The organism is Nitrospira sp., from assembly GCA_024998565.1.
Classification (GTDB): Bacteria; Nitrospirota; Nitrospiria; order Nitrospirales; family Nitrospiraceae; genus Nitrospira_A.
In genome coordinates, this window is sequence record JACOEM010000001.1 from 394,485 (window position 1) to 411,949 (window position 17,465).

Genomic DNA, 17,465 nt, shown 5'->3' on the forward strand with positions numbered 1-17,465 from the left:
GGCCGTACGCCACATTCGTCCAGGTGGCGCAAGAGGTCCGCCGGATCATCATAGGTGCGATAGGCGCCCGCCCGTTCCAGTTCTTCCCTCCCATAACCTCCCGACAACAGCCCCACCCCGAGCGCGGAAGCACGACGAGCCGCCAAGAGATCCCACACGCTGTCACCAACGACGATGCACTTGGCGATGGGCATATGGAGCTGCTCCGCGGCAGCCAGAAACAAATCAGGATCGGGTTTCGCGCGCTTCACCTGATCACGGGTCACCACGGGAGTTCCGGGAGGAAGCTTCAGCAGTTTCAACGTATGTTGCGCACTTTGCAGTCGCCCGCTGGTGGCGATGGCATAGGGCACGTGAGCCGCCGTCAATGCGTTCAATAATTCTTGCGCCCCGGGCAGCACTCGGAGTGATGGGGCTTGTTTCGCAAAGGCGTCGGCATGCACCCGCTGAATGCGCTCCGCCTCGTCTTTTGAAACGGGCCGTCCGGTTTCCCGCCAGAGCGCATGTAACATGAGGCCACCGCTCATGCCGATTTGACGGTGAATCCTCCAAACCGGCAGTTCAATTCCTGCCGCTTGGGTGGCCTCACGCCAAGCCAGCACATGCTGGTAAACACTATCCACGAGCGTGCCGTCCAGATCGAAGAGAAACGCTACAGAGTCAGGATCCTGCGAAACGGTCATGAGGTCTAGTTCTCCAACTTCGCATCCATGGTGATCGTGGCGTTGAGCAGCCGTGAAATAGGACAGCCGGCCTTGGCCGCCGCTGTCGCTTTCTCCCAACTGGCGGCATCGGCCTTGGGCACCTTGCCCGTGACAGACAAATGCACGCCCGTGACGGTCCAGCCCGCCTCTACCTTTTCCATCGTGACGGTGGCAGTGGTCGCCAGTTGCTCAGCGACCAGATTCGCCGCGCCCAACTGTCCGGAAAGGGCCATCGTAAAACAGCCGGCGTGGGCCGCCGCGATCAGCTCTTCCGGGTTCGTCCCTTTTCCATTCTCAAATCTCGTACTGAACGAATATTGCGTCTCGCTCAAGACACCACTGTCCGTCGACACCGTTCCTTTGCCGGTTTTGAGATCGCCCTGCCATTTGGCTGACGCATTCCGTTTCATGTGGCCTCCTTGGTTTCAGTGATAGGTCCCGGCCGCGCCGCATATGTGCGCGATGCGGCGCTTGGCTCATACACCATTCAGCGAGTCTAGCGGCTGCTCCTGCCTATAACAAGCGCGTCATGAACCGGCCGGCGGAGAGGCCGATACCTCTCCGCCTGGCCTGCCTCTACTGCACGTCCACCGTAATGGTAGCGGTTGCGGCCAAATGGTCGTGGTCATGGGTTGCGGCTTGGACTGTGATTGCATGTTTGCCCTTGCTGAGACCTTTGAATGTGCCGGGAAACTTCTTCTGCGGTTCACCGTCCAGATACACATGCGCATGAGCCGCCTTGGAACCTTTGGTGAGTTCGTAGGTGAGCTCAAACGTCTCTCCCACTGTGGCGCCGTCTTTCGGCGAGGTGATGGTGATGTGTGATCCGTCATCCACTTCAGCGAACAGGGGACCGGCCGAAAAAATCAGGCCGGCCGTGAACAACATGGCACAGAATGCTTTTACATGTCGCATTGCATCCTCCTTGGTTGGGCTCCGGCGGTCGTCGATCGACCGCTCAGAGTTCAGCACCAGCGCGCTCGTCCCTCGATGGTGATCGTCCGACTGATCGCTTAGTGCTCTCCGTAGCGTTCCATCCACTTGCGAAGGTGCTCCACGGCTTCTGCCTGCTGTTCCGGCCGCAGGGTCGCATGCCACTCGGCCACCTTCGGCAACACGCGCTGCACCAGGCGCTTTTGTTCGGCCTGGTGGCGATCCATCAGCTGGGTCAGCTTGGCCTGGTCCAGCCGATCGCTCTGGACTTGCGCGAGCACCTCCTCCATGATCGCCCGGTGCTCTTGTTGCGACTCGGCCCGGGCAGCCATCACTTCGTCTTTCACAACCGCCAGCTTCGCCTTCTGCTGATCATCGAGATCCAAGTGTTTCGCGATCTTGCTCGTCATCCAGTCGACTCGCTCCGACGGGGTATGGTGACGATGGCACCCGGCACCGACCAACGCTCCGGCCATGACCAACGTGCCGACGACCACCCTGAATGTCTTGTGCATCCTCATACGATCCTCCTTGTGGTGTGAACCCACGCAGTCAGTACTCGAAGACGACGCGATAGAGTGCCGGAGTCATTTCAATCCCCAGCTGCCCCAGTTTCTCCTTCATGGGCGTGACGCGCTTCTCGTAGGCTTTCCAGTAGACCTCTTCATTTTCCCAGATCGCCACGTTGATGAAATTGAAGCGGCTCTCCGCCTTGATGCTTGTGTGGAATTTACCGCTGATGAACCCCTCTTGCTTCGTGATGTGCTCCTTCACGTCCTGCCACCACTGCACAAAGTCTGCTTCTTTGGTGTGAGGGACCGAAAACACATTGATCAATGTTACCGGCATCATGCACCTCCATGAATAGGCTCGATGTCGACTACTACCATCACCTGACACGTGTTGAGACCCAGGGTTTGATCGCGACCCACCTGCGGTCTGGCGGGAGCGTGGGCACCCGCCAGACCCAACCACATTACTGCGCCTTCCGCAGATCGATCACGGTTCCTTCTTCGTTCAGCTCGACGACGATATGGTCTCCGTCGGCGATCGGCTTGGTCTTGATTTCCATCCGCTCCAGCGGGAACACTTTCTCCCCCTCCGGCGTGGCGAGCTTGATCTGATTCTTGTTGGGCCCCGTACGGATCAGCTTGCCGAAGATCAGCCGATGGGTCCCGGCCTTCGCCTTATCTTTTCCATGCACATCGATCACCATGCCCTCTTCATTGATCCAGAGGGACACGTGATCGCCGACCGCCGCATCGGCCGGGGTATACTTCTTCAAGAGCGTGTACTGTCCGGCCGGTGTCTTCACGTAGACCAAGCTCGCATCAAACTTGACGACCGTACCGTCCACCTGAATCACATAACCGGGCTTCGTGCGCGGGTGTTCGTCGAAGCTCATCTCTACCGTGAAGCGATGGATGTCGATCATCTTTCCCGCTTCGTTCAACTCGATGGTCACCGGTTCCCCTTCTTCCAAGGCGGACAACTTGGACTTTCCAGTTTGGACATCGATGGCCTTCTCTCCTTCCGGCGTCCACACTTTGATTTCTTTCTTATCCGGCGAGGTATAGGCCAGGTTGCCGGTCACGAAGCGATGGCTATGGGCCTTGTCTCCCTTGCGATGGACATCGATCACGGCATTGTTTTCATTGACCTGCATGTCCACTTCTTCCCCGACCTCAAGGTTCTTGGGCGTGAGCGTCGACGCGATTTTCATCGTCCCCCAGGGGGTCTTCACGGTGGTGATGCCTGACGCCACATTCGATACCACTCCACTGACCTTCATGTGCGTCGCGCTCTTGCCCCCGCTTTCGGCAGCTTGTCCATAGGACACCGCCATCGACAAGCCGAGTACCACTGAACCGAGAATAATTGTTGTGCGTGTCATCGTCTGACTCCTTTCAGCCATGATTGTGAACGCCTGTCTTGCCTAAATTCTGCACGATGGCCTTCGTCAAACAGCCCGACGCCTGAATGGTGACCCCCGCGCGGGCCATCTGAGACAGCAGCGTGGTACCCGCCTCGTCGATGAAGGTCACTTCCCGGAGATCGACATGGCACGGAGCCGGGTCGTCGACCTCCTGCCTTAACCAACAAGTCCGCAACTCATCAACCCAGGGACCAGTCAGCCTGCCGGAAAGAACGAAGGTGGTTCCCCGGCTTGTATTCGACACCGTAATCTTCAACATGGCCGTGAACCTTTTCGTCCCTCGAGTCCGGCCGGACCGATGCCCGGCCTTACCTTGACGCTCAGAACATGCGCAGAGCGAAGCTCGCTTCCCGTACTTTCGTCACCGGAGCCGCCGCCCGCTCGCCGAGCCAGCGGGCGATGACACTGTCGAGCGACCACTTGCCCCCGCCGACAACCAGCAACGCCAGGCTCATGCCGATCACGAGCAGGTGAAATTCAAACCCTTCACCCGTCTGCTGTCCGAACCAGTTCATGAAGAACCCCTGCGGGAGGTGCACGGTCATGATCGCGCCGAGCATGATCACGATGAAGCTGGCCGCCGTGAAGCGCGTCAGCAATCCGGCAATCAGGGCCAGACTCCCGATGGATTCGCCGATGATGACGAGAAACGCGACCAGCCAGGGGAGGCCCATCTTCTGCGTGAAGAATCCCATGGTGCCTTCAAACCCGAACCCTCCATACCAGCCCAATAGTTTCTGAGCGCCGTGCGCGAAGATCACGCCTCCCAGCACCACCCGCAAAATCAAACCCGCCCAGGACTCATCTGTTTTGAACAATGTCTGCATGGTGCACCTCCATTTTAGAAATGATGACGACCCGTTGTAGGTAAGGTATGGCAAGGGCCGTTCCCGATCGTGACCACTGAGGACGGAGGGCTCTAACAGGCTGAAATCACAGGCAAGATGGATGGAAATGACCAGCAGGGGCACAGGAGCCGTGACATGAGTGACGAGGGGCGGACGACGAATCCTCGTCAGGTGACGAAGCCCATCGTCACGGCGTGACAGGAGGATGCATGCGATTAGCGGGGGCGCACCGTGACGTTCCGATGTGTGCTCATTGGAATTGCCGTCGGAATCGCCACATTCCAAACCCGAATAACGCTCCTCCCAACAGGAGCATGGCGACGACGGGCTTCCAGAGCAGGTCCAGGCCTGCTCCCTTCAGCATCACGCCGTAGGTGATGTCGATGTAGTACCGCAAAGGGGAGAACGTCATCACCGTCTGCACCCACTGAGGCATCGATTCGTACGGCGAGGTGATGCCCGACAGCAACAGCATCGGGCCCACGACGAAGAGCGTCATCATGCCCACTTGCGCCTGGTTCTTCGCGATGGTCGCCGCCACTAACCCGAATCCCGCCGTCGTGAACACATGCAAGGTGGTCAGCAGAAAAAAGAGCCCGGTCGAACCTTTCATCGGCACGTGAAAGACGGGGTGCAACACGCCATACAGGGCGAGACTGAGCGCGATGAGGATGACCCCGGACATCGCGAGCACCTTGGAAAACATGATCTGAAAGGGGGACAGCGGCGACACCAGCAACTGTTCCACCGTGCCTCGTTCTTTTTCACGGACCAGCGCAGCAGCCGGCAACAACACCGCAAAGATAGTCGTCATGCGTAACACATGTGCGATGGACTGAAACCATCGTTCATCCTGGGTGGGATTGAACCAGACGCGATGGGCGCTGGAGACCCGCGGCATGGCTGCCTCTGCTCCGGAAAGACCCGCCGAGGCCAGGCCCGTCTCGGTCCCGAACAGGCCGGCGATTCGCACGCTATACCCGGCTGCCGAGAGACCCTGGGGTGCATTGGTAGTATCGACGAGGAGTTGCACCGCCGTTCGTTCCCCGCTCATCAAGGCCTCGTGAAATCGTGGTGGAATCTCCAACAGCACCATGGCTTTGCCCTGGTCCAGTTGCCGGAGCCCCTCGCGAGGATCGCTGATCTCCCCGGCGAATTTGAAATAGGGGGGCTGAAACCGATGGATCAGCTCGCGGGACGAGTGACTATGATCCGCATCGTGCACCAGCAACTCCGCATTGGTGAGCTGCATCGTGATCCCGGCTCCGCTGACCACCACCGAGAGTGAAAACGAATACAACAGGAACAACAACAGCGGCACGTCGCGCGACAGTTGCAAGATTTCCTTCCACGTCATCGCCGCGAGCCGCCGCCCCCACGTGACTGCCTGCTGCCGGGCCGTCATGCCTCATCCCTCATGTCTTCGGCCTCTTGGTGAAGAGCCGATACGTAAGCCCGCTCAACGCGAGGGCAAACATCGCCAGCGCCAGCAGGTCGGTCCACAGCACCTCCGCGCCCACGCCCTTCAGAAAACTTCCTCGCACGATGTTGGTGTAATACATGGCGGGGTACAGATGTGCCTGCACCTTCGCGCCTCGAGTTAACGAGGCCACCGGCACCAAGAGACCGGAAAAGAGGATGGTCGGGATCATCGCCACGACCATCGTGATAATCAGCGCCGCCATTTGCGTCTGCACCAGCAGAGAAATCAGCAGGCCGATCCCCGTGGTACAGCACACGAACAGCACCGACGCCGAAAAGAACAGGAGGAAGCTTCCCTTAAAAGGCACCTGAAAGAGGCCGACGGCCATCAGCCATAACACGCAGACGTTCACGAGGGAGATGACGATATAGGGCAGCAGCTTGCCGGTGAGGAATTCCGCGCGGCTCACGGTGGAACTATAGATATTGTAAATCGAACCCGTTTCTTTCTCCCGCACGACCCCCAGCGCCGTCAGCAGGGGCGAGGCGAGCATCAACGTGAACATGACCAGCGCCGGCACCATGGACCAGGTACTCCGGACTTCTTCGTTGTACAGATATCGCACCTCTACGGTCAGCGGACGCACCAGCGCATCGGCCTGCTCCTGGGTGAGACCACGGGTCCGGCGCAGGTACTCGATCAGTCGCTCCTCGGTGAACGCCTGGTTGATGGCGATGACATAGCCTTTGGCGATATCCGTATGGAGCGGAAAGGTCCCATCGAGCAAGGTCTGCACGGAGGCCGGTTCCCCCGCCGTCAACTGCTCCTGGAACCGCTCGGGAACGATGATGGCCGCCCGGATCTTCGTCTCGGTCAACAGGCGATCAAGGGCACGTTCATCGTTGGCATACCCCTGAAACGAAAAATAGCGCGATTGCATGAACCGGTGGAGATAATCCCGGCTCAACTCGCTCCGATCCCGATCCAGGACCGCGAAGGGAATGTTTTCGACATCCAGATTCAACCCATACCCAAATACCACCAACCACAGGGCCGGCAACAAGAAAGCCAGCAGCAGGAACAGCCGGTCTCTGGTGGTTTCCTTCCATTCCTTGAGCGCCACAGCGCCGATGCGTTGCAGATTCAGGGTGGCCCCTCCTTCTGCGCCGCCTGTTCCAATGCCATCACCCGCGACACAAAGACGTCCTCCAGGCTGAGCGTCCGCGTCCGCACCGATCCAACCGCAATCCCGGAGCGGGTCAGGACATCCCGAAGACGCCCCTCGTCGCGGCCCGGATCACGAGACAGCACATGGATCTTGGTGCCGAAGAGCGCCGCGCCGGCGAACCCGGCTGCCACCACATGCGCGAGTGAGACCCCCGGCTTGTCGACGACAACCTCCAGCAGTTGCCCGATGTCCCGCTCGACCTGTCTTTTCAGTTCCGCCGGCGTCCCCTCGGCCACGATGCGTCCGGCATACATGAGAGCCAGGCGATCGCAATGCTCCGCTTCGCTGAGATAGTGGGTAGTAATGAGAATCGCGACCCCCTCCTCGCGGGCCAACCGTGACAGCACTTCCCAGAACCGTCGACGGCCGATGGGGTCCACTCCCGACGTCGGTTCATCGAGAAACAGTACGCGGGGGCTGTGAACGAGTGCGCACCCCAACGCCAGACGTTGCCGCACACCCATGGGCAGGCGCCCCGTCCGATCATCCTCATAGCCGGTCAGGCCGGCCATCTCCACGATCCACTTCATCCGTTGCTGCGCCTCGCGCCGAGCCAACCCGTAGATACCGGCAAAGAGTCGAATATTCTCGATGACGGTGAGATCCAGATAGAGGGAAAACGCCTGCGACATGTAGCCGATGCGCTCCTTGATGGCACCACCCGCCGTGCGCATATCCGCGCCGGCTACACGGCCCTCACCGGCCGTCGGAGGCACAATTCCGGTCAGCATCTTGATGACGGTCGTCTTGCCCGCCCCGTTCGCGCCCAGCAACCCGAAGATTTCACCTTGCTTCATGTCAAAGCTGACCCGATCCACGGCTCGAAACGAACCGAAGTCCCGAATGAGCTCCTTGGCCTCGACGGCCAGTCCGTCGAGCTGCTGCCTGCCCGTGGAGTGACGGGAGTGGTCCGATCCTGCCGACTCTGCCGGTTGTTCTTCTCGCTCCTTCAACAGCAGCGCCACCACGACATCTTCCAACTCCGGCTCATCCGTGTGGACGTGCTCGAGCGGTAAATTGTCCAGCGCGTGCCGGATCCCCGCGACGGCGGCTTCCGGCTCCCGTTCTGCGGTGAACACGTGCAGCGAGGGGCCCAGGGATTCGACTTGGGCATACCGGCGCTTCAGCCGAGCAACCGCTTCCAGTTGCGGGCTCGATTTGAAGGTGACGACAAGGCCCGGGACCAGTGAGTGGACTTCTGCAGGAGTGCCCGATGCCAGCACCCGTCCATGAGAGAGAAACGAGAGCCGGTGAAAGCGGGCCGCTTCGTCCATGTAGGCGGTCGACACCAGCGCGGTCATGCCCTTGTCCGCCTGCCATTCGGCGAGAATGGCCCAGAAGTCCCGCCGCGAGACAGGGTCGACCCCGGTCGTCGGCTCGTCCAGAATGGCCAGCTCCGGCTCATGGATCAGCGTACAGATCAAGCCGAGCTTTTGCTTCATTCCGCCCGATAGCTGCTTCATCAGCCTGCTGCGAAAGCGGTCCAGACGGGTGATCGCCAACAGCCGGAACTTGCGCTCGCGAAGCTCAGGCTCCGGCACCAGCCGCAGCCGGGCGAAGAAGTCGATGTTTTCTTCAACAGAGAGCTCAGGGTAGAGGTTGAGCCCCAACCCTTGCGGGAGAAATCCGATCCGCGGTTTCACCCGTTCCGCCGCCCGCTCGGAATCCACGAGGGTCCCGAACACTTCGGCGGATCCCCCGTCGTATCGCAACACCCCGGCGATCGCTTTCATCACACTGCTCTTGCCCGCACCATCCGGTCCGATGAGGCCGTAGATCTCACCCCTCTTCACGGTGAGGTCCAGGCGGTCGACCGCGAGATGCTGCTTGTAACGCTTGACGAAGCCGGACACACGGACAACCACCTCCGGTGACGATGCAGCGGGCTTCGTCATCGAGGTTTCGACCAGGCCACGTCGTCCTTCCAGCGGATCACCGCGTCCGCCGGCAGACCCGGCGTCAGCCGATGGTCAGGATTCTCGGTGAGATAGAGCCGAACGGCATAGATCAGCTTGACCCGTTCGTCCGGAGTCTGGACTTCTTTCGGCGTGAATTCCGCTTTCGAGGCGATGTACCGGACCGTCGCCTCGAACGACCGGTCGGAAAACGCGTCCGTATGGATGCGGGCTGGCAAATCGAGGCGGACTTTACCGATTTGGAGTTCCGGAACATAGACCTGCAGGTAGAGGCGGTCGAGATCCACCAGTTCGAGCAGGGGCGCGCCGGTTGCCACGACCTCTCCGACGTCCACCATCCGAGTGGTCACCGTGCCGTTCGTCGGAGCCACGATCGTCAGATCGTCGAGTATGCTACGGGCCTCCGCGAACGTCGCATCTGCTTGGTCGCGTTGCCGTTCGAGCGCCGCGACCTCCGCTTCTTTCGATCGTATTCGTCCCCACCCCAATTCGGCCTGCGCGAGCTCCTTGCTCGCCTGGTCAAGGGCGGCTTTCGCCACGGCAATCTCCGTGACAGCCACCTTCCAGCGCGCCTCAGCCTGATCCACTTGCTGCTGCGACACCGCCTGCTCGGGAAGCAGGGATCGGATGCGGTCGGTGTCCCGGCGGGCTTCATATTCGACCGCCTGTGCCTTCCGGATGACGGCGCGCATGCTTGCGACTTTGGCGGCCACTGCTTCGATGCTCAGAGGCACTTCGAGGTTCAGGACCGCAAGCGCGGTATGGGCCGCTTCCACCTGCGCCATCATGCTGTCCACCAACCGTGCCGCCTGATCGACCTTCGCTCTCGTCTGGGCGTCGTCCAGCCGGATCAGCAGGTTGCCTTTGTGAACCTGGCTCCCTTCGCGCGCCGCCAGGTCTACGATGCGCCCGGGAAACTTGCTGGAAACGGTGACATGGTCTCCTTCAATGCGCCCATTGGCCTGGATCAGTCCCTCCGGGAGGCCGTCCTGCCACACCAGGCGATCGAGGATCACGTATCCGACGATCAGCACCGACCCGAGGACGGCCGCCGCAATGGTCGAGGTCCGAAGGGTCACGACTCAGTGGTCTCCGTACCGGTCCATCCACTTGCGAAGGTGCTCCACGGCTTCGGCCTTCTGTTCAGGCCGCAAGGTCGCATGCCATTCCGCCAATTTGGGCAACACGCGCTGCATCAGGCGGGTCTGTCCCGCTTGGTGCTGCTCAAACAACCGGGCCAGCTTGGCCTGATCCAGCCGGTCACTCTGGACCTGAGCGATGACCTCTTCCATGGTCGCCTTGCGCTCCTTCTCCGACTCCGCGCGTACGGCCATCGCTTCGTCCTTCACGGCGGCCAGCTTGGCCTTCTGCTGTTCATCGAGGTCCAAATGTTTGGCGATCTTCCCCGTCATCCAGTCGGCTCGCTCCGTCGGCGTATGGTGCCGGTGACAACCGGCACCCACAAGCGCCCCGGCAATGACCAACGCCCCGATCGCCACCCTGACCGTACTCTGCATCTTCATGCTGCCCTCCTTGGTGATTGCGGTGATGTCCGAGCGACTCTTCCCCTCACATTGAATCAGGAGTCGGAGGGGACATGGTAGGGGCTCCCACCATTATTCCCTAGGGCGAGAGAGGCCCAGTTTCTTGATTTTCGAGGTGAGGGTGGTGCGTTTGAGGCCCAAGCGAGCAGCCGCCCCATCCGGCCCGCCGATCACCCAATGCGTGTCGCGCAAGACGCGCAGGACCTGCTCGCGTTCCGCATCCTGCAGGGTAGAGCTCGGCGCCGGAGGCTGCCGCGCTTCAATTTTGAGTTCCAAGAGCGGCACTTGCAAGTGGGTTCCCTGGGTCAGAATTACCGCGCGCTCGACCAGGTTCTCCAGCTCCCGGATGTTTCCCGGCCAGTGATAGCGGGACAGGGCCTCCAACGTCGGCCCGGGAATCGTTTCGATGTGCTTCTTCATGCGGGCGGCATAATGCTGCGTGAAATAGCGCACGAGCACCGGGATATCCTCACGACGCTCACGGAGCGGCGGCAGGGTAATCGGAAACACGTTCAGCCGGTAGTACAAATCGCTTCGGAACTCACGGTCCTCCACCAGCTTGGCCAGATCCCGATTCGTGGCGGCAATCAGACGAATGTCCACGCGAATCGTCCGCGTACTGCCCAGGCGTTCGAACTCCTGCTCCTGCAGAACACGAAGCAGCTTGGACTGCAGTTCCAATGGAATTTCGCCCACCTCATCCAGAAAGATCGTCCCGCCATGCGCCAATTCGAACCGGCCGACTTTCTGGGCGATGGCCCCGGTGAAGGCCCCCCGTTCATGCCCGAACAACTCGCTTTCCAGCAGCCCTGTCGGAATCGCGGCACAATTGAGCTTCACGAAGGTCCGCTGGTTCCGTCCGCTGAGCCGGTGAATCGCCCTGGCAATCAGTTCTTTCCCCGTGCCGGTCTCGCCCTGAATCAACACGGTCGCCTGGGTCGGCGCCACGATCTCGACTTGCCCCAACACCTGCTTCAGCGCGCGGCTGTCACCGATGATGTCGTCGAATTTGTGCTCAAGGCGAATTTCTTCTTCCAGATACAACTTCTCTTCGGTCAATCGATCTTTGAGTTCGGTGATCTCCTGATAGGCCAGGGCATTGTCCACCGCGAGGGCAATCTGTCCGGCCACCTGACTCAGAAACTCGACGTCCTGTTCGCCGAACGCCTGCTCCTGCCGGCTGGCCAGATTGAGACAACCGATCACGCGGTCACGCGACAACAGGGGCAGGGAACACATGGAGTGGAAGCCTTTCATGACCAGGAGCTGAGGCACGGCGTGCGAAAACGCCTTCAGGTCCGGCCGATTATTGGCGACCGCGGGGCGCCTCCGCTCCAACGCCAGGCCGGCCAGAGAACCGGCAACATCCGACACCGCCCCCTCGGTCAACGCGCCCCGGTTTTCAGGAAAATCCAAGGCATGGAGGCGTACGCGGCCGTTCTTGCCGTCGCACAGAATCAGGCTGGCATACTCTTGCGGCACCATCTCGCGCAAACAGAGACTCACTGCGCTGAACACATCCCGCAGATCGAGCTTGGACACCATCGTATTGGTCATGCGAAGCAGCAGACTGAATCGATCCCGCTGCCGTTCCACATCTCGCCTGGCCGCCGCCGCCGCTTCGCGGTTGAGCACATTTTCCACGGCCACGGCCACCTGCCGCCCGATCTGTTGCATCAGCTCCAGATCTGAGACTCGGTATGCCTCCTCCTCGACACTTAAAAATGCCAACGCGCCTAACTGTCGCGCTGCAGAAGTCAGGGGAACCAGGCAGCAGGACTGCACCCCATCCTCACGCATCAACGCGATGACCTTCGGCCAGCGATGTTCCTCGTCCAGATTATTGATCAGCAACGGTTGCTGGGTTTTCCACACAAGGCCGGCCGGTGTATCGCTGGGGGTGGGTTCATGGCCGCCGATGATGTCGGCCGGGACATTCGCTTGCAGCACATGCAGGCGCATGACGCCGCGTTGCGCATCGTAGAGGGAGAGGCCGACAAAGTTGACGGGCACGAGCAGCGGCAGCAGGCGGGCGAGATCCTGCACCAGCCCCTGCAAGTCAGCATGGCTTGCAATGGCTTCCACCACCTGCAGCAGAGCGCCATATCGCTCACTGTCTCCTTGCATCGCCTGTGGGGTTGGTAGGGATGGCCGGTCGTTCATGAGTCGTAACCTAGTATGACCCCGACCGGCACAGTACGCAACGGCACCGGGGAGTACTCTCGCCTCCGCTCTTCCGAGACGGAAACTCCCGATGCGGCGATCAATGCCATCGTCCTCGTCACCTCATGCTCACCATCGAACCTCTTGCCGGTCCTTAATGCCCGCCTCCTCCGATGTCGGCCCGGTGCATGTCAATGACCGTTCCCGCTTCATTCAGTTCAACAGTGACCAATTCACCTTCTTCCATTCCCTTTGTCTTCTGTCCTTCTTCCGCCAGCGGAAACACCTGCTCGCCGTCAGGCGTTTGCAGCTTGATCTGCTTTTTCATCCGACCGACGTGGATGAGTTTACCGGTCACCTGTCGATGCGTTCCTTCCTTCCCTTTGAGGTGCATGTCAACGATGTAGTTGTTCTCATCCAACACAACGATCACTTCATCCCCCGCTTTGAACGGCTCCTGCCCGTGACGCCGCGCCATATTTTCATTGAGCTGATGTATCGCACCGTTCGGTGTCGTCACCACGAGCGCACCGGCTTTTTTCGTCACGACGCTGGTGAATTCCGTGTGGCCGCGCGCAAGATGCTCCGCCCCGGTCGCCGCATGGGCGACAGGTGAGGCAATGGAGAGCGCGGCCAGTACCGTCGCCAATGCGAGACATCGAAACGTCTGACGATTCATGATGGTCTCCCTGCGGTCTCGAACATGGTGTCTTACTGTTACGAGCCGAGACGGACGATCGGCTTGATTGTGACGCCCTTCTCGCTGTCTTCCGCCGCCTGATTGATCTGATCAAGGCTGTAAAATTTCACCAGTTTATCGAAAGGGAAACGCCCCTGCTGATAGAGTTCGACGAGGCTTGGAATAAACAGATCCGGCACGCTGTCGCCTTCAATGATGCCGATAATCCGCTTGCCGGTCGTCATAACCCCGTTCACATCGAAGCCGGCTTCGGTGCCCAACGCCGGAGCGCCGACGATACCGCACACACCTTTGATCGCCAAGGCGTCGATGGCCTGGCGCAGCACCGCCGGACGCCCGCTCGATTCGAGCGTGAAATCGGCGCCGCCGCCGGTGATTTGTCGCACGGCCTCGACAGGATCGGTCTCGCGGCTGTTCACCGTATGGGTGGCGCCGAGTTCCTTGGCCAGTGCAAGCCGCGACGGGACGACATCGGCGGCAATGATGGTGGTCGCACCGGCCACACGCGCAGCCATCACGGCGCTCAAGCCGACGGCTCCGCCACCGAACGCGGCAAAGCTGCGGCCTGGCCTGACCTTCAAGGCGTTCATGACGGCGCCCGCGCCGGTTTGGATGCCACAGCCGAGAGGGCCGAGTAATTCAAGCGGCGCGTCGGCCGGAACCTTGACGACGTTCCGCTCGTGAGCAAGCGCATAGGTGCCGAACGAGGACTGTCCGAAGAAATGATCGTGGATCGCTCCCTGCTTGTCATGCGTGGCGGTGCTGCCGTCTTCACGGGCGCCGCCGAAATTCAACGGGTAAAAATTCTCGCAATAGGTCAGGTCGCCGTTCAGGCAGGGTTTGCAGTGGCCGCACCACATGTAGGTCAACACGACATGGTCACCCGGTGCGATTTTTTTGACGCGGCTGCCGACCCGTTCCACGATACCGGCCCCTTCATGGCCAAGGACAACCGGTAACGGCACGGTGTAGAGCTGATCGCGCGCGACCATGTCGGTGTGACACATGCCGGTCGCAACGATCCGAATCAAAGCCTCGTCGGGACGCGGTTCTTCAAGAGTGAGGGTCTCGACCTGGAACGGCCCGCCCTTTTTGCGGACCACCGCCGCCTTGATCTCTCTGGTTTGTATCTTGGGTATGTTGGTCATCTGTTACTCCTTCATGCGCGATCGGCATCGCATCGACTGAACAGAACGAGTCGCCGGGCTATCGAATGCCGGATTTGCCCGGCGCAAGAATCCCATTGGGATCAAGCGCCTTCTTGAGCGTCTTATGGACGTGGCGTTGCACCGGACCATAGGTGTGCGCGACCTTATCCATGAAGGCCGTGTTGACCCGGTAGGTGCCGTACCCTTCATTTGAAAACTCTGTCAGCAACTCATCGAAACACTGGTAGGCGGCCTTCGTCATGGCCGGATCCGTTTTGTCATAGAGCACATCCACGATGTGGTGCATGTCCCGCATGCCGACGATGAACTCGCCGGAATAATCCAGTCCGTACTTCCCCAGAATACGTTTGGTCATGGCCATCTGTTTGAGCGTCTCGCTCCCGCGCGCCTGCGAGACCGGTGCGAACCACATGGAGCCGCCGCCGCCGCGCCAGTTGTAGAGCGAGAATTCCTTGAGGGTCATGTCGCCGCGCATGAGCGCCGCGCGATATTGGAAGGCCGGATCGTCGCCCGCCTCTTGCTCCGTCAGAATTTTTGCCTTGCCGGATTTGCTGAACGCGTCCGTCACAATCTTCCAATTCACGTCGATCTGTTCCTGCGTGCCATAGAGTGCCGCGTAGACGTTCCAGACTCCCAGCTTGTGGTCCTTCATGATCTGCCGCACCGCGTCATCGGTGATCGCCCCGGGCCCGGTCACATAGTCGCTCCGCTTGGCCTTCGTGGGCGCTTCATAGAGCGCGTGGGCGATCACGATCGCATTGGGGATGACGCCGCTGATGCGAAGCGGCCTGATGGTCTCGACGATTTCCACGATATCGTCTTCGTTCTCGTACTGAATGACGAACGGCTTGAAGGCCGGAGGGGCCGGCATCAGCCAGAATCCGAACTTAGTGACGATGCCATAATTGGATTGGGTGAAGATCCCGTCGAGGTACGGTCCGTATCCCCACTTGAAGACCTGCCAGGTGTTGGACTTGGGCAGCGAGCCCATCCCGGTGCGGAGAACCTCGCCGTTGGCCAGAACCACTTCCATCCCGCAGGCAAAGAGGAAATGTTCTCCATAGGGCGTATACCCGACGCCTCGATCCAACGTATTGCCGGTCGGTCCGGCAATGGCGGAAGGGGCGGGACAGGAGAGCCACAGCGGGTACTTATGTTCCTGGATGTAATCGTAGAGCTGCTTGTAGGTGACGCCGGGCTCGACGAGGGCGAAACAGAGATCCGGATCGACTTCCAAAATACGGTTCATCTGTTTCAGATCGAGCACCACCTGACCCCGTTCGGCCGGCGCGGCAGACCCATAACCGAAGTTCCGGCCGGTCGAGATCATCCAGATCGGGACTTTGTATTGGTTGCAGACCGCGACAATCTTCTGAATCTGCTCCACTGTCGTGGCGAGGAGCGACGCGGACGGGGTATGGTCCGCATCCGGGACCGGCATCATGGTTTTGATGTAAGGGGCAAGCTGTTCCGCCGTGACGAGGACGGAGTCCTGACCTAGTATGCGGCGGAACTCCGCAATCGCCGCCGCGAATGACTTCTCCGAAACGCCTTTCGGTAATGCGATAAATTTGCTGGCCATGCTGATCCTCCTGTCCGCCTAAATATCCATCACGAAGGAGACGAATCGTTGTGTGGGTGGCAACGAATGGGGAGTGAATGCCCGATGGACAAACGCGCGACTGGAACAGGACTCCGGAATCCGGCCCCCGAGAGCCGAAGCCGCCACGGCATACCCCACGGATTCCACCCACTGTGGCGACTGCTGCGACACGGCTTTGCCTGCAGAGAGGTGGGGTGGGATGGGCGTCCATCCCTCAACTCCAGTCAGGCCCAGCTGTGCACATCCTTCCAAGAGCGACAGTCCTGAACAGTGGAGATGCATCGCGTCGGATCCGGAAGACCGATAGGAGGCAAACCCCGGTGCAGACCAACTGGTTGGTTTGCTCGCGGCCGATGATCCGTCAAGGAAGCTTTCGATGATCGAAAAACTTTCACCCGCATCGATGAGTCGAGAAGCCAGAACAGCACCGGCGCCCTGAGCGGGTGAGGCCGCAAGCCACGTATGCCGAAGCGGACAGGCGTCGTCCTTCACCGAGGCATGAGCACCGACTGAGAGCAGACGGGCTCCGGCCGTCCGCGCCAGTTCCTGGAAAACCGCCGCACTCGCATCGTCCATGACGGCGATCCAGCGCGCGCCTTTCGACTGTTCGAATAACGAGACCAGCTTGCCGGGATCGGACAGGAGTCCACCGTTGACCTTCATCGTCTCAAGCCCGTCGTATTTCACTTCCTGACAGGCCACGCGCACACCGTTCGCAAACCGGCCATCCACATTGGCGCCTCCCAGGAAGAGCAGACACCGCTTGGCCTTCTTCGCCGGCTCGTCCGCAAACGTCCACGACGGAGTCCCGAGCGCCAGCAGGGCTCCTCCCGCCAACAAACCTTTCATCAGGTTGCGTCGATCGATCTCCATGGCGTGAGCCCTCCCTACTGATTAGCTGCAGCTTTGGAAACATACTCAGCCACCTTCGCCAGCGACTCGTCGTCGATTTCGGCCGCGCGGAAGGATGGCATGGCCCGGTTGCCGTGTCGGACGATGAAGGTGATGTAGGCGGGAGCAAGGCCACGGCCGCGGATGGTTGGGCCGACCCTGGCCTCATGACAAAACGCGCAGACCTTCGCATAAACTTCGGCCCCGTCTTTCCACCGAAACCCAGGCTCGGGAGTCTCCTGAGATGTGGCCCCTGCGATGCGTACCACATTCCCGAGCAGCACGAATGCCGTCAGGATCACGGCCGACACAATCCATACTGCTTTTGGCTCTTGCATGGCATCTCCTCCCTATCCAATCCGACCTCTACTTTGCCGCAACCCACGGGGCTCCTCCCTCGGACTTAC

The 17,465-nt window shown here is 60.3% G+C and carries 19 protein-coding genes; all 19 read right to left on the reverse strand.

The features are described from left to right. A partial coding sequence (locus tag H8K11_02025; GenBank protein MCS6262506.1) for an HAD family hydrolase occupies positions 1 to 683 on the reverse strand: 683 nt, incomplete at its 3' end. A 5-nt stretch (positions 684 to 688) separates the two neighbouring features. Next, positions 689 to 1,114, reverse strand: a complete 426-nt coding sequence (locus H8K11_02030; protein MCS6262507.1) for an OsmC family protein — start codon at positions 1,112 to 1,114, stop codon at positions 689 to 691. A 166-nt stretch (positions 1,115 to 1,280) separates the two neighbouring features. Next, positions 1,281 to 1,619, reverse strand: a complete 339-nt coding sequence (locus tag H8K11_02035; protein ID MCS6262508.1) for a hypothetical protein — start codon at positions 1,617 to 1,619, stop codon at positions 1,281 to 1,283. Between the two features lie 98 nt (positions 1,620 to 1,717). Then, positions 1,718 to 2,158, reverse strand: coding sequence for a Spy/CpxP family protein refolding chaperone (locus tag H8K11_02040; protein MCS6262509.1), 441 nt, complete (start codon positions 2,156 to 2,158; stop codon positions 1,718 to 1,720). A 31-nt stretch (positions 2,159 to 2,189) separates the two neighbouring features. Next, on the reverse strand, positions 2,190 to 2,489 hold the full coding sequence (locus H8K11_02045) for an antibiotic biosynthesis monooxygenase (protein ID MCS6262510.1): 300 nt from the start codon (positions 2,487 to 2,489) through the stop codon (positions 2,190 to 2,192). 124 nt (positions 2,490 to 2,613) lie between these two features. Then, positions 2,614 to 3,531: a hypothetical protein gene (locus H8K11_02050; protein ID MCS6262511.1), complete on the reverse strand. Its 918-nt coding sequence runs from the start codon at positions 3,529 to 3,531 to the stop codon at positions 2,614 to 2,616. Positions 3,532 to 3,544: 13 nt separating this feature from the next. Continuing rightward, entirely contained in the window at positions 3,545 to 3,832 is a 288-nt protein-coding gene (locus tag H8K11_02055) for an STAS domain-containing protein (GenBank protein MCS6262512.1), read from the reverse strand. Between the two features lie 61 nt (positions 3,833 to 3,893). After that, positions 3,894 to 4,400, reverse strand: a complete 507-nt coding sequence (locus tag H8K11_02060; protein ID MCS6262513.1) for a DoxX family protein — start codon at positions 4,398 to 4,400, stop codon at positions 3,894 to 3,896. Positions 4,401 to 4,671: 271 nt separating this feature from the next. After that, the gene (locus H8K11_02065) at positions 4,672 to 5,826 is read right to left on the reverse strand and encodes an ABC transporter permease (protein MCS6262514.1); all 1,155 of its coding nucleotides are present in this window, start codon (positions 5,824 to 5,826) and stop codon (positions 4,672 to 4,674) included. Positions 5,827 to 5,836: 10 nt separating this feature from the next. Beyond that, a complete protein-coding gene (locus tag H8K11_02070; protein MCS6262515.1) occupies positions 5,837 to 6,967 on the reverse strand; it encodes an ABC transporter permease in 1,131 nt (376 codons plus the stop codon). A gap of 20 nt (positions 6,968 to 6,987) precedes the next feature. Further along, on the reverse strand, positions 6,988 to 8,967 hold the full coding sequence (locus H8K11_02075; GenBank protein ID MCS6262516.1) for an ABC transporter ATP-binding protein: 1,980 nt from the start codon (positions 8,965 to 8,967) through the stop codon (positions 6,988 to 6,990). After that, entirely contained in the window at positions 8,964 to 10,067 is a 1,104-nt protein-coding gene (locus H8K11_02080; protein ID MCS6262517.1) for an efflux RND transporter periplasmic adaptor subunit, read from the reverse strand. The genes H8K11_02075 and H8K11_02080 overlap by 4 nt, the downstream gene beginning before the upstream one ends. A gap of 3 nt (positions 10,068 to 10,070) precedes the next feature. Beyond that, entirely contained in the window at positions 10,071 to 10,511 is a 441-nt protein-coding gene (locus H8K11_02085) for a Spy/CpxP family protein refolding chaperone (GenBank protein ID MCS6262518.1), read from the reverse strand. A 93-nt stretch (positions 10,512 to 10,604) separates the two neighbouring features. Then, positions 10,605 to 12,659, reverse strand: coding sequence for a sigma 54-interacting transcriptional regulator (locus H8K11_02090; GenBank protein ID MCS6262519.1), 2,055 nt, complete (start codon positions 12,657 to 12,659; stop codon positions 10,605 to 10,607). A 190-nt stretch (positions 12,660 to 12,849) separates the two neighbouring features. After that, on the reverse strand, positions 12,850 to 13,374 hold the full coding sequence (locus H8K11_02095; GenBank protein MCS6262520.1) for a hypothetical protein: 525 nt from the start codon (positions 13,372 to 13,374) through the stop codon (positions 12,850 to 12,852). Positions 13,375 to 13,412: 38 nt separating this feature from the next. After that, positions 13,413 to 14,543, reverse strand: coding sequence for an NAD(P)-dependent alcohol dehydrogenase (locus tag H8K11_02100; GenBank protein MCS6262521.1), 1,131 nt, complete (start codon positions 14,541 to 14,543; stop codon positions 13,413 to 13,415). Between the two features lie 58 nt (positions 14,544 to 14,601). Further along, complete coding sequence (locus tag H8K11_02105; GenBank protein MCS6262522.1) at positions 14,602 to 16,146, reverse strand: FAD-binding oxidoreductase; 1,545 nt, start codon at positions 16,144 to 16,146, stop codon at positions 14,602 to 14,604. 18 nt (positions 16,147 to 16,164) lie between these two features. Then, on the reverse strand, positions 16,165 to 17,040 hold the full coding sequence (locus H8K11_02110; GenBank protein ID MCS6262523.1) for a twin-arginine translocation signal domain-containing protein: 876 nt from the start codon (positions 17,038 to 17,040) through the stop codon (positions 16,165 to 16,167). 14 nt (positions 17,041 to 17,054) lie between these two features. After that, positions 17,055 to 17,396, reverse strand: coding sequence for a cytochrome c (locus tag H8K11_02115; protein ID MCS6262524.1), 342 nt, complete (start codon positions 17,394 to 17,396; stop codon positions 17,055 to 17,057). Positions 17,397 to 17,465: the final 69 nt, after the last annotated feature.

Coding starts and splice junctions, on each gene's coding strand:
- H8K11_02030 (MCS6262507.1), bottom strand. CDS start 1,114: ATGAAACGGAATGCGTCAGCCAAATGGCAGGGCGATCTCAAAACCGGC.
- H8K11_02035 (MCS6262508.1), bottom strand. CDS start 1,619: ATGCGACATGTAAAAGCATTCTGTGCCATGTTGTTCACGGCCGGCCTG.
- H8K11_02040 (MCS6262509.1), bottom strand. CDS start 2,158: ATGAGGATGCACAAGACATTCAGGGTGGTCGTCGGCACGTTGGTCATG.
- H8K11_02045 (MCS6262510.1), bottom strand. CDS start 2,489: ATGATGCCGGTAACATTGATCAATGTGTTTTCGGTCCCTCACACCAAA.
- H8K11_02050 (MCS6262511.1), bottom strand. CDS start 3,531: ATGACACGCACAACAATTATTCTCGGTTCAGTGGTACTCGGCTTGTCG.
- H8K11_02055 (MCS6262512.1), bottom strand. CDS start 3,832: ATGTTGAAGATTACGGTGTCGAATACAAGCCGGGGAACCACCTTCGTT.
- H8K11_02060 (MCS6262513.1), bottom strand. CDS start 4,400: ATGCAGACATTGTTCAAAACAGATGAGTCCTGGGCGGGTTTGATTTTG.
- H8K11_02065 (MCS6262514.1), bottom strand. CDS start 5,826: ATGACGGCCCGGCAGCAGGCAGTCACGTGGGGGCGGCGGCTCGCGGCG.
- H8K11_02075 (MCS6262516.1), bottom strand. CDS start 8,967: ATGACGAAGCCCGCTGCATCGTCACCGGAGGTGGTTGTCCGTGTGTCC.
- H8K11_02085 (MCS6262518.1), bottom strand. CDS start 10,511: ATGAAGATGCAGAGTACGGTCAGGGTGGCGATCGGGGCGTTGGTCATT.
- H8K11_02090 (MCS6262519.1), bottom strand. CDS start 12,659: ATGCAAGGAGACAGTGAGCGATATGGCGCTCTGCTGCAGGTGGTGGAA.
- H8K11_02095 (MCS6262520.1), bottom strand. CDS start 13,374: ATGAATCGTCAGACGTTTCGATGTCTCGCATTGGCGACGGTACTGGCC.
- H8K11_02100 (MCS6262521.1), bottom strand. CDS start 14,543: ATGACCAACATACCCAAGATACAAACCAGAGAGATCAAGGCGGCGGTG.
- H8K11_02105 (MCS6262522.1), bottom strand. CDS start 16,146: ATGGCCAGCAAATTTATCGCATTACCGAAAGGCGTTTCGGAGAAGTCA.
- H8K11_02110 (MCS6262523.1), bottom strand. CDS start 17,040: ATGGAGATCGATCGACGCAACCTGATGAAAGGTTTGTTGGCGGGAGGA.
- H8K11_02115 (MCS6262524.1), bottom strand. CDS start 17,396: ATGCAAGAGCCAAAAGCAGTATGGATTGTGTCGGCCGTGATCCTGACG.